Genomic DNA, 12,426 nt, shown 5'->3' with positions numbered 1-12,426 from the left:
CATCCATCGGCAAATGAAGGGCAATCTTTAGATCGTGGACCCGATTAGGATTACTATAAACATCTTCCATCAAATGTAACTGCCAAAACTTATGAAGCTCCTCATATTCGTCAATCTTCTGTGCAGTGCTTAAGCCAGTACGAAATTTGGAAATTTGCCCATCCATTTTTGAAATAAATAGTGGACCATTTCCTCCAAGAGCGTATTTAAATTCCTTCGTCTCTAAGTACTTTCTGGATGTATAGAAAAAATCCAGGCATATGGCTTTTCAATTGTTGATTCATCGACAATTACGAGGTCCAACACTGCTCCATATCCTCCCATCTCAGGTATTCCTTGGATACTATCTTCCGCTATTTTTCTGGCTTCTTGAAATGTAATCATGCGTGTAAAAAAATGTAAGCCATCCAATTTAGGTCTTTTTGTGCAAGAAGTGTTCGATCGGCAGACCGGACCTGTGATGTTCTCTGGCTTCATTAATCATTCTGACGATGTCGGCAAACTCGAAAGTATCGACCTTTTCATTCCTCGCCCGAACCCTAACTTTGAAACCTTCCTCAGGTGGAAACTTTTCAAGAAATGTCGTGTGTACTTCAATTAGCCAATTGGTTGTTGACCTACTATCGGTGGAAGTGCTAAACAGGTGAACCCCGTACCGGGAAACAGATATTTGGAAGTTCATTGGAGTATAGTTTATTGGATGAATTATTTACGTTCTTCTTTTTTCTGAAGGAGGTAGGCAGCTTCTGTTAGCTTACCAATATTCTCATAGAGGAATATCAAATTACCGCGTGCCTGACCGGTTTCGTGAGGGCCGCTGGGGTTTGTGAGAGCGCTGCATAGCCATTCCCATAGATCGGTCCGTAAATCAATAAGGTGATAGTTTGAAAAGAACTCATCCAATACTAGCATTGGTTCCTTCCTTTCCTGCTTTCCTAACAGTTGTAAACGATTCGCTTTCTTCAGTTGCTTTTTGGCTTTGTTGTTCATGAGGTGTGATTTAAAAATTATAAGCAGTATTGTGTGAAATCCTATTGGGGCACAGGTTCACCTTGTCAACCGGAGGTTGACTTTCAGAAAGTCAAAAAGGATCAATTACGCAGGCGAAAAAAGGGAAAATGAAATAAGTGGAGACAGCCTAAAAAGAAGAGGCGCAGGTCTCGACTTGCCGTCCCAGGGTCTGGAAACCGGATGACGGAAACGAGTACCCACGCCAAAGCGCGAGCATCGCCTTTACATCTAGTATCCTTGATTTTCCAGACCCTGGACTAGCGTAAACGCGAATGCATTAATGATTTAAGCAGTAAAAGTAGTGCTTTACAAGCTTACTGCCAGAAGCATTGATTGCATTCAAAACAAAGTAACAACAATTTTCGATTGTACCCAAGTACGGGTACACTTATTTTTTGAGTTCGCCTGAACTTTCCAGATATATGACAACTCAAAACAAGACCTTGGTGGAATTTGGCAAGCATCTTCAGGAACTACGAGAGAAGAAGGGGTTTTCAACGAGAGAGTTTGCCTATGAAGCGGAGATATCGCATAGTTCAGTGGGGAGGCTTGAGTCTGGATTGTCAAATCCTACATTAACGACGTTGCTTAAAATTGCCAAGGCCCTCAGTACGGATCTAAATTCATTGGCAGATCCATCAAAATAAGATCCATTTAATGATCTCATTAATAATTTTAAGAACCTTAATTGAAGTTTCGCAGCGCCATTTGATTGGCAAAAAGAAATCATAACGCCGACAAAAAAGAATGACTCAACGACATACCAATAATATAATAGAACAGCAGGGAGTACGATTTGTCCAAGGTGTTGTTCAAGATAACAATTCCATTTTTCAACCCTTTTCCAGGGAAAATGATCAAGGAAATGATTGCTATATTGAGTTTGTGCGAAATGGTATAGCGACCAATTTTGGAGTATTCGCTCAAATCAAAAGCGGTAAGAGCCATAAGGATTCTTTAGGTTATAAGATAAAAGCAGGCAATCCCCACTTACAATATTGGAGCCAGGGACTTAGCCTAGCAATCGGAATCGTTTATGACCATTCAATAAAAAAGGCGTTTTGGGTTGACATTACCGATTATATAAAAAAGAAGCCGGAAGTCCTTAAACAACAATATCATAATATAAGAGTTGATCGAGTTAATGAGTTTACAGAAACCACTTTCGCAGATTTCTTGGAATACTGTTTTCAGTATAAAAACACCTACACTAATAATGAGCGCTTTGGTCTTGCGCTCGAATGGTTTGCAAATACTTCAAGCCCGAACATTTGTTATGAGGGACTCAAAGCGCTTTACTCAATTCATCGAGAAAGAACAGCTACATGGCTTTATATAATCACGAGCTTTTCCAGAATAAAGGAAGAACCTATTAGGCAAACTATTATAGGACTTCTTAGCAATTATACAAACGCCAACATTTTTTGGAATGCAAAGAATATCGAGCAATTGTACCAAAAAAACAAACTCGAGGACCTGCGTAACATTATGTCCACATGCTTTAGACGAAATGAAATCGAATTAGTTTTGCCATATATGGAATTGGGTATCTCAAGGGGCAGTTTTAGCTACCTGACTTTCTTAGTCATTAACATGATAAACGACCTTCATTGTGTCTTGAAAGAAATTGCTTTCGATTCAAATGTAGAGGAAGAAAGAAGAAACTTCTGTTTTTGGCTATATATGCAAATCTCTAAGTTTTTGTCCATTGACGAAACTTTAAAAACGGCAGATGAGTATTTTTCAAAATTTCCGGCTTCCGTTAGAGACGAATCGTTAGTTGGGGTAAAGCAAAGTATTGAACAAGGCATTTTGTGGCCTGTTGGTTAAATCCATATAAATCGCAGCGTTAATGGCTAGTATCAACTAAAACGAATCGCGATAAGACAGATTGGTGATCTTTGTTTGAAGGGTCCCAATTGGTAAATTTGTTGGAATGTGTGAAAGTATGAACGCAATTAAATCAACACTTCCATAAATTCGATTCCCCAATCGCCACCTAAGAAGTATCAAACACTCACGTTTCAAATGTTCCAAAATTTGGCAGGATTTCCATTGTGGCCCTGACTCTTTACATATAGGTTCAGAGCAAGTGCGGTAGGAGTAATATCTGCATTATTTAAAAAGTGATCTCCAAAATCAAATCCCCCGCTTATCGGGCCTCCAATTAACCCGATAGTCCTTAAGTGATCAAGCTCTCGGTCTATTCTGAAAATATCGTCAATTACACAAATCTTAAATAGATCTTCACATGTAACATTTAAAGAATTCGCAAATAACAATCCATTTGGGTAGACCACTTTTGATGCTTTCTCACAGCTATATTTAAGAATTCTCGCCTCTATGACAGTCAATTGTTTAAGTAAGTCAGAAAATATTAGGTTTTCATCATCTTGCCCGTCCTTCGTACAAGAGGAGGCTAAAAGCCCTGCCCAAAGCTCTTGAATTTCATCACTATCATTTAGGGATCCATTATCTATAATCGACAAAGCTACCCGTGGATGAGCTTTAATATGTAATTGTTCATTCTCAAAATCAATCTTACCTTTAGCTTTTTGCAAGATCCGCAGTATGTTATTCAATCGCCAACTTCGAACTTGATCCTTTAACATTAGGCCAATTTCTTCCAAAGCTGGCGCACAAACACGTTTCAAAAAACCCTTTGCTGCTTCTGTTGAAAAAGTAACTGCAGTATCAACAGCTTCTGCAATTGGTTGGACGCCTAATAAATCAGTTGCTTTTTGATTGCTCATTGTTTTTAGCCGTTTTTAAACAAAGAATATCTTACACAGTATACATCTTTTTATCGTCAACACCAATATAGTCTATGGTCAACATAGAATTGAGAGGCAAGCCCATTCATTAAAACCTAAAATTCCACGTCACCGCCGGGATGATGGGGAACAGCGATACCTGACGGGCCTCTACTTTAAGTGAGCCATCGTAGGGACTGCCCTCCTGGTCGAAGTAGATGAAGTAGGGATTCAGGCGGCTGTAGACGTTATAAATACTAAACACCCAGTTCTGCTGAAAACGCTGGCCCGGCTTGTGCTTCGGCGTGAGCGTGGCCGATATATCGGCACGGTGATAAGCTTCCAGACGATATTGGTTCACCTTACTATACTCCTGCGTCAGCACCCCACCCACGATATAGAATCGTTCCGGTAAGGTAGTAGCATTGCCTGTGCCATACACAAACACGCCCGACAGCCTCCACTTCTTATTGATCTCGTACATCGCCACCACCGACATATCGTGCCGGCGATCGTACTTGGCCGGGTAACGCTCGCCTTCATTCAATCCGGCAAACTTGCGCCAGGTCCAGGATAAGGTATACCCTATCCAACCCGTGAGTCGGCCCCTGGTTTTGTTGATGAACAGTTCCGTCCCATAACTCCACCCCTTGCCAAACACAAACTCCTCCTCCGGATCTTTCAACGATGGCGTATACCCCTCGCGGTATTCGATCTGGTTATCCATCGACTTGTAATATACCTCGAGTGAGGTTTCGAAGGTATTGTCGTTGAAGTTGCGGAAAAGACCCGCCGCATACAACCAACTCTGCTGCGGCTTTACCCGGTAGGTACTGGGCACCCACAAATCGGTAGGCAAGGTGGATCCTGCATTGCTGACCAAATGAATATACTGGTTATTGCGCGTTACCGCTGCTTTCAAGGAGGTTTGGTCGTCGATGATGTAACGCACCGTCAACCGCGGCTCCCATCCCCCATAGGCCTTCACCCGTTTGCCACTTCCGTATTCTATACTATCCAGTTTATTGCCATCGGGATCCCGCTCGAAGATCTTATACGGACCTATCTGGGTAAAATTGCTATACCGCAAACCCGCCTGCACTTTTATGCGCCGGCTCAGTTCCCAATCGTCCTGCACATATACGCCCGACTCCAGCGCATACTTACGGCTTTCGTTATTGGGTTCAAAAACCGTTGTGCCCTGGTTGCCGGTCAATACATTGGGCGTAAAACGATGGTACGTGTATATACCGCCAAAGCGCATCTTATGCTTGGGCGACGGATAATAATCTACATCTACCTTACCCGACACATCGCGTATGCCCGATGATAATTTGACGGAGAAATCATTTTGGGCTGCCCCAAAGGAGAAGTTGTAATCGTTATACACCAGCGTGGTATTCGCAAACAGCTTGCGGCTGAATACATGGTTCCAGCGTAAAGTAGCCGTTGCATTGCCCCAGGGTATATTGGCATTGAAAGAACGCACGGAGTTGCGGAAATCGAACACATCGCGCCCCACATAGCCACTCAAATACAAGCGATCCTTCTCGGAGAACTTATAGTTCATCTTCATGTTCACATCGTAGAAATAATAACCTGATCCATAGAATGAATTGCTCTTACTGATGAAGGGCTTCACAAGCACATCGATATACGTGCGCCGGGCCGATAGGATGAAGGAGGCTTTGTCTTTCTTTATAGGACCTTGTACAGATATGCGTGAAGCAATGGCGCCTATGCCACCCTCTACCTCCCACTTCTTCATATTGCCTTCTTTCATCGCTATATCGAGCACTGAGGACAAGCGACCACCATACTGAGCCGGCATGCCGCCCTTGATGAGCGAGATATTCTTGATGGCATCGGCATTGAAAATGGAAAAGAATCCGAAGAGGTGGCCGGTATTGTACACGATGGCATCGTCGAGCAAGATGAGGTTTTGATCGGGTCCACCGCCACGCACATACAAGCCCGTATTGCCTTCACCGGCATTGCGTACGCCCGGCATCAGTTGCAGGGTCTTCAGCAAGTCTACTTCGCCCAGCAATACCGGCACGGCCTTTACCTGGGTCATCGACAGATCGATCTTCCCCATCTGCGCCTGCTGCACATTACCATCTCGCCGGCGCGAGGATACCACCACGGCCTCCATCATGGACCGCTGCATCAGCTCGAAGTTGAGTACCGTATCAGCCTTAAGATTGATCGTTAGCTGGTATGGCAGGTAACCTGCGAATGTTATGTAAAGGTTGTACGTAGTGGCGGGTAAGGTGAGGGAGTAAAACCCGTATTGGTTGCTGGTGATCTGCTGGCCGTGTCCATTAACGGCGATGGTGGCGCCAATGAGCGACTCGCCCGAGAGGGTGTCTTTTACATAACCGCTCAGGGTATGTTTTTGGCCCTGAGCGGTTATTAGTTGAAGCAGGATAAGTATCGTTACTAGCGCTTGTTTCACTTTTTGGAATAGTCGAGCGAGTCTTCCACGCTTCCGCAGTGGAGCATTTCATCGCCGAAATAGGGATTCATGATGACCGGTTCATTGCTCATCCAATAAGCTCCCTTGTCGTTGAAGGCCATGGGGCAATATTGCCAGTAGAGCTTTTGGCCTTCGTACTTGACCACGCGTGTAAGGCTCCAGATGGCATCGGCGATCATTTCGAACTGCTTGCGCTGCTCTTCGAGGCCCTTGCTTTCGGCCAGTACTTTGGCGGTGGTGCTGATATTGGCGGTATAGCTTTTGGCGGTTTCTTTGATCATGCCGGTGCTATCGCCCTGTATTTCATTGACTTTCAATGATTCGGAGGCAGTAATGAGGCCCTGTGCTGCAGCTCTGGCTTTTGTGGTATCGCTGGCCACAAGTGCATCTTTTACACTATAATATGCATTCAATAAGACCGCATATGACTGATTGAAGGGTCCTGTATTTTCGGCAATGGCGAGCGGTTTCTGCTTTTCGCGGGGCGCTTCTTCCTTGCCGGCAAACAGTTTCCAGGCCACGAGTCCGATTACAGCAACGGCGAGCACTCCAATGATCAGTTTTTTCATCTTTTTGTTGTTTATTCCATTTGAGCAGGAGGCAGTTAGGGGTGCCTCCCCGATTTGGTTGGGCAAAGTTAAAAGATTTAACCTATCCTAAGGCCTTAAAATGCCATTTTCGGGGCCCGGATTTCAGTGATAATGTGTAACTTGCGGGGTTTCAAATCAAGCTTTTTATACTATGCTGGCAGGATTTACGAATATGACCTTTGAGTTTGGTGCACGTGCTATTGTGGAAGATGCTACCTGGCATATTCAACCGAACGAACGGATCGGGCTGATCGGGTACAATGGTACCGGCAAATCGACCTTACTGAAACTGCTCGTTGGAGAGTACTCCGCTTCTGCCGGTACGGTAGAAAGGGGCCGTAGTACTTCCATCGGTTACCTGCACCAGGACCTGCTGAGCTTCGATACCAACGACTCCATTCTCGAGGTTGCCCTGGGCGCTTTTGAAAGGGTGCGCCAGCTGGAAGTAGAAATCGAGGAAGTTGGTAAAGAGCTTGAAAAGACCGGCGACGAGGTGCTGCTGCACAAATACACCGATATGCTGCACGAGCTGGAAACGCTGGGCGGCTACAATATTCACCACAAAACAGAAGAAGTTTTGCAAGGTCTGGGTTTTGCGAATGCCGACCTGCAACGTCCCTATAAAGAATTCAGCGGTGGCTGGCGTATGCGTGTGCTGCTGGCCAAGATGATCCTGCAGGCGCCCGACCTGCTGCTGCTCGATGAGCCTACGAACCACCTTGACCTTCCCTCGATCGAATGGCTCGAAAAATACCTGACCCATTACCAGGGTTCGGTAGTGATCATCAGCCACGATAAATACTTCCTCAACCGCATGGTGACGAAGATCGTGGAACTGTACCAGCGTAAGATGCACATCTACAACGGCAACTATGCCTATTACGAAACGGAAAAGGTGATGCGGATGGAACTTGCGCAGCGTGCGTTCGAGAACCAGCAGGATTATATCCGCCAACAGGAGCGCTTTATCGAGCGTTTTAAAGCCAAGGCCTCCAAGGCTGCCGCTGCCCAAAGTGCGATGAAACGCCTGGACAAGATCGAAAGACTGGAAGATGTAGCCCTGGAAAGACCCAGTCTGCGCATCAACTTCCAGGTAGATAAAACGCCCGGTAAGGTATTGGCCGAGCTGAAAGATGTGGGCAAGAGTTTTGGCACCAACAAGATCATCGAACACTCCAATGCCGAGATCAACCGTGGCGATAAGATCGCACTGATCGGCGCCAACGGTAAAGGTAAATCGACCGTGCTGCGTATCATTGCCGGTGTTGAAACGTATACCGGCGACCGTCGCTGGGGCCACAATGTGGACGAGAGCTTCTATGCCCAGCACCAGTTGGAGGCTTTGAACGTGAACAATACCATCATCGACGAAATGAAGGAAGCCGGCAGTCAGAAGACTGAACTGGAGCTGCGCACCATTTTGGGTTGCTTCCTCTTCAGCGGTGATGATGCCGATAAGAAGATCAAAGTTTTGAGTGGTGGTGAGAAAGCGCGTGTGGCGCTGGCCAAAACGATCATCAGCAAAGCGAACTTCCTGATGCTCGATGAGCCTACCAACCACCTTGACATGCATACCGTGGACCTCCTGATCGAGGCCCTCAACAAATACGAAGGCACCATCATCCTCGTAAGTCACGATCGTTATTTCGTTTCGAAAGTGGCCAACAAGATCTGGGCGATCGAAGATCACCAGATCAAGGATTTCGACGGTGGCTATGAAGAGTGGGTGGACTGGAAAGAGCGTATGAAGAAAAAGCAGGATGAAGAAGCGAAGGCCCTGGCTGGTGAGCAAAAGAACCAGAAGAACAACGATAAGAAAGCAGAGAACAACCAGCCCAAACAAGAGGCAAAACCTGCACCCGCCGCTCCTGTAGCGCCAGCCCCTGCGCCGGTTAAACAAGAGCCCATCAATAAAGAAGCCAAGAAGGAGCTTCAAAAAAAGCAAAAGCTTTTTAAAGAACTGGAGGAAAAAATAACTACCTTAACGAAGCGTAAGGCTGAGTTGGAAGCCATGCTGGCTTCACCAGACATCATTTCCGACAAGAGCAAATTCCTGACTACTGAACGCGATTACATCAGCATAAACAATACGATCAAGGAGACTTCCGAGCAATACGAAAAAGTGTTTGAGAGCATTATAGAGCTGGAATCTCAATAACCCCCGCTCCTTTTACTGGCTGAACGTTTTTCCCCGACTTCTTTCCGTGGATACGCGCGTGCGCGCGTTACCCGCTATCCTTTTATTGCCCCAAACCTCGCCCTGATGCCGTGGCACGGTATTGTTGTTATCGTTCATTAAACAAGTTAATCTATGAAGCAAACACTCTCCATGAGGCTTTTACTGCTTTCATTACTGATCGCAGTAAGCGGCGTTTTTATGATATCCTGTAAGGGTAAGGTCAAAGACAGCGATATCCAGATGGCGATTGACGAAAAGGTTAGAACCATCTCAGGGCTGGGCACTGCCAGGGCTTCCGTGCAGGAAGGTGTGGTAACGCTGAGCGGTGAAGTGACCGACGAAACGGCGAAGGTGGCGTATGAGTCGGCCGTTAAGACCATCCCGGGCGTTAAGCAGGTGAACAACAACCTTACCGTTGCGCCTCCTCCGGCAGCTCCTGAACCCGTAGTGATCTCTCCCGACGAGACCTTGCGAAATGCCGTTACAGAGGCCATTAAGGCCTACAATGGCGTTAAGGCGGATGTGAAGGACGGCGTTGTAACACTTACCGGCAATATCAAGAAAGCCGAATTACAGGTATTGATGCCGACCCTGCATGCTTTAAAACCTAAAAAGATCGAGAACAAACTCACCATTAAATAGCGGAGGGACCAAACCATGGCTTTACAAGACAAATACAAAGAGCTGGTAGATGCCGCCCGTGGCTCGGGTGTTACCAACCTGCAGGTTCGCGAACAGGACAATGTGCTGTATGTGGATGGCGAAGCGCCCAGCTATTCAGTAAAGGATGACCTGTGGAAGATCTATGATAAGATCGACCCGGATTACCGCGCTTCGGACCTGGTGTTGAACATCACCGTTGCGGCGAATGCCACACCGGAAGAATATGAAGTGGTTGCGGGTGATAACCTGACCAAGATCGGGAAGAAGTTTGGCATGACCTGGAAAGACATCCATGCTGCGAATACCGACCTGATCAAGGATCCGGATAAGATTCAGGTGGGGTGGAAACTGAAGATACCGAGGAAGTAGGCAGCGAGGCAACCACCGCCGTTTTAACATTTCTTTCAAAAAAAGCTGTTCCGATTAAACGGAACGGCTTTTATTTTGTAATAGATGCGGTTGTAAATTGTAAATTACACCTTAACCCCGAGTGGTCATGAAGTTCAGTGTAACCTGTATCCTCCTGTTGTGCTCCGTGCTGGCTTTCGCTCAACCGAGTGCTTTGCCTGCGGCCTCCCGGCCCAAGATCGGCGTTACACTCAGCGGTGGTGGTGCCAAAGGGCTCGCCCATATCGGTATCCTCAAAGCCATCGACTCGGCCGGCCTCAATATCGACTACATTACCGGCACCAGCATGGGCAGCATCATCGGCAGTCTCTATGCCGTTGGCTATACTTCCGACTCCATCGAAAAGATCGCCCGCGCCATCGACTGGGACCTGTTGCTGAGCAACCAATCCTCGCTTCGCAGCATTTTCATGGAAGAAAAAGACGAGTATGCCAAATACGTGATCGAGCTACCGTGGGTGAACCACCGGTTCCGCCTGCCCAGCGGTGTTTTACAGGGTCAGGAACTTTGGCTCAAATTCTCCGAACTCTTCTTCCCCGTCTATAACGAAAAAGACTTTTCCAAATTCAGCGTTCCCTTCCGATGCATTGGTACCGATGTAGGCACCGGCGAAGCCGTTGTGATGAAAGAAGGCGAGATCATCAGCGCCATCCGCTCCAGCATGGCGATCCCCTCGGTATTCACCGCTGTTGAATACAATGGCAAGAAGCTGATCGACGGTGGCCTGGTGCGCAACTTCCCGGTCAGGGACGTGAAAGAAATGGGCGCTGATTATGTGATCGGCAGCAATGTAGCTACCGGACTGATGCCTTCGGACAAAGTGCGCAATGCCCTGCAGATCTTATTGCAGGTTGCTTTCTTCCGCGAAGCGGAAGACAATAAGAAAGAAGTGGCCCAGTGCGATATCTATGTTCCTTTCAACATGGAGAAGTACAGCATGGGAAGCTTTGGCGATGCCAAGGAGTTGATGGAGCTCGGCCTGGAGGAGGGCCGCAAGCTGTATCCCCGCTTTAAAGCACTGGCCGATTCGCTCAACGCGATCTACGGACCGCCTGTTCCCAAAGTAAACCGTTTGCCTCAAGTACATGGCGTAGTGATCTCATCGTACGAAGTGCATGGCACCGATCGAACGTCGGCCGAGTTCTTCGTGCATACCATGAACTTCGAGACCAACACTTTCTATACGGCCCGCCGGCTGGCCAATATGGTGCGGCAGGCTTATGGCACCCGCTATTATAGCCGCGTTACCTACTCGCTGGAGCCACAAACGGACGGCACTTCCAAGATCATTTTCGACGTAACCGAGTACCCGCTCACGTTTGCCAAACTGGGCCTGCATTATAACCGCTTTACCGGTGTGGGCCTGATCGCCAACCTGACTGCCCGTAACTTCTTTACCCCCAATTCGCGCAGCCTGGTAACGGTCAATATCGGAGAAACCTTCCGTATTCGCGGTGAGCATTTGCAATACCTGGGCCGCCTGAAGAATGTGGCCATGATCCTGGAAACGCAGTACGACAATTTCGACATTGGTACGTATACCGAGTCGAAGCAGGACGGCTTATACAACCTCAACTTTTTCAAATTCGGCAGCAAACTGCAGTTCTCGGCCAAGCGACAGTTTACCGTGGGTGCCGGCGGCCGTCTTGAATGGGTAAAATACAATCCCAAGATCTCTTCGGAAGTAGAGTTCAAAGGCAGTAAGAAGTTCTTTACGCCCTTCGTGTACCTCAACCATAATTCGCTCGACAAAAGCATTTACCCCCGGCGGGGCATTAAGCTCGATGTTGAAGCGGGCTGGGTGGCCCCACAGAATTCCCGGATGCGCTTTTATGAAAACGGCGTTGAACTACCTCGTGGCTTGATCGTCGTCAGCGATCGCAGCTTTTACCGCACCAACGTGAACCTGGAGTCGTATACCCCGCTGACCCGGAAATCGACGCTGCTGTTCAATTTCCAGGGGGGCGCGAATTTCAATTATTCGGACAACGCGCTGAATGAATTTGTTATTGGTGGCCTTACCAGAACTTTCCGCAACCAGATCACTTTTGCCGGCTTACCCGAGGGTGCGGAATACTCGGCCAGTGTGGCCGCTTTGCAGGGAGGTATCCGCTGGCAGGTGTTCAACAATACTTACCTGATGGGCAGGGCCAATGTGCTCTTCAACAATTTTGTCAAGGACGTGGGCCTGTTCACTACACGCGATTTCTTTTCGGGCTATGCCCTCACCTTCGCTTATAATTTCGCTTTGGGGCCGCTGGAGATCAGCGCCATGTACTGCGATCAAACCAGAAGCTTTCAATCGTACGTGAACCTCGGTATTCCTTTTTAAGGGATAGCGTA

The 12,426-nt window shown here is 47.3% G+C and carries 9 protein-coding genes; 5 read left to right on the top strand and 4 right to left on the bottom strand.

Features of this window, described 5'->3' with window-relative positions; translation table 11 throughout:
* Nucleotides 1–705: 705 nt before the first annotated feature.
* Nucleotides 706–990 carry a hypothetical protein gene (locus P2H89_RS26775; RefSeq protein WP_275832886.1) on the bottom strand — a complete coding sequence of 95 codons (285 nt, stop codon included), beginning with the start codon at nucleotides 988–990 and terminating at the stop codon, nucleotides 706–708.
* Between the two features lie 768 nt (nucleotides 991–1,758).
* On the opposite strand from P2H89_RS26775, the gene P2H89_RS26770 reads away from it, so the two are divergent.
* Nucleotides 1,759–2,841, top strand: a complete 1,083-nt coding sequence (locus P2H89_RS26770; RefSeq protein ID WP_275832884.1) for a DUF4365 domain-containing protein — start codon at nucleotides 1,759–1,761, stop codon at nucleotides 2,839–2,841.
* 194 nt (nucleotides 2,842–3,035) lie between these two features.
* On the opposite strand, the gene P2H89_RS26765 is transcribed toward P2H89_RS26770, so the two are convergent.
* The 3 genes from P2H89_RS26765 to P2H89_RS26755 form a co-directional block, all read right to left on the bottom strand.
* Nucleotides 3,036–3,764: an Abi-alpha family protein gene (locus P2H89_RS26765; protein ID WP_275832882.1), complete on the bottom strand. Its 729-nt coding sequence runs from the start codon at nucleotides 3,762–3,764 to the stop codon at nucleotides 3,036–3,038.
* Between the two features lie 109 nt (nucleotides 3,765–3,873).
* Nucleotides 3,874–6,222: a TonB-dependent receptor gene (locus P2H89_RS26760; RefSeq protein WP_275832880.1), complete on the bottom strand. Its 2,349-nt coding sequence runs from the start codon at nucleotides 6,220–6,222 to the stop codon at nucleotides 3,874–3,876.
* On the bottom strand, nucleotides 6,219–6,812 hold the full coding sequence (locus P2H89_RS26755; RefSeq protein ID WP_275832877.1) for a DUF3347 domain-containing protein: 594 nt from the start codon (nucleotides 6,810–6,812) through the stop codon (nucleotides 6,219–6,221). Before P2H89_RS26755 ends, P2H89_RS26760 begins: the two co-directional genes overlap by 4 nt.
* 172 nt (nucleotides 6,813–6,984) lie before the next feature.
* Between P2H89_RS26755 and P2H89_RS26750 the strand changes: the two genes are divergently transcribed.
* The 4 genes from P2H89_RS26750 to P2H89_RS26735 all read left to right on the top strand — a co-directional run bounded on the left by P2H89_RS26750 (nucleotide 6,985) and on the right by P2H89_RS26735 (nucleotide 12,415).
* On the top strand, nucleotides 6,985–8,991 hold the full coding sequence (locus tag P2H89_RS26750) for an ATP-binding cassette domain-containing protein (RefSeq protein WP_275832875.1): 2,007 nt from the start codon (nucleotides 6,985–6,987) through the stop codon (nucleotides 8,989–8,991).
* Nucleotides 8,992–9,144: 153 nt separating this feature from the next.
* Nucleotides 9,145–9,654, top strand: a complete 510-nt coding sequence (locus P2H89_RS26745) for a BON domain-containing protein (RefSeq protein WP_275832874.1) — start codon at nucleotides 9,145–9,147, stop codon at nucleotides 9,652–9,654.
* 15 nt (nucleotides 9,655–9,669) lie between these two features.
* Nucleotides 9,670–10,044 (top strand): LysM peptidoglycan-binding domain-containing protein, encoded by a 375-nt coding sequence (locus P2H89_RS26740; RefSeq protein WP_275832872.1) that lies wholly within the window; start codon nucleotides 9,670–9,672, stop codon nucleotides 10,042–10,044.
* A gap of 127 nt (nucleotides 10,045–10,171) precedes the next feature.
* Nucleotides 10,172–12,415 (top strand): patatin-like phospholipase family protein, encoded by a 2,244-nt coding sequence (locus P2H89_RS26735; protein ID WP_275832870.1) that lies wholly within the window; start codon nucleotides 10,172–10,174, stop codon nucleotides 12,413–12,415.
* Nucleotides 12,416–12,426: the final 11 nt, after the last annotated feature.

The organism is Paraflavitalea sp. CAU 1676, assembly GCF_029223285.1.
GTDB lineage: Bacteria > Bacteroidota > Bacteroidia > Chitinophagales > Chitinophagaceae > Paraflavitalea.
This window is presented reverse-complemented; position numbering and strand designations above follow the sequence as displayed.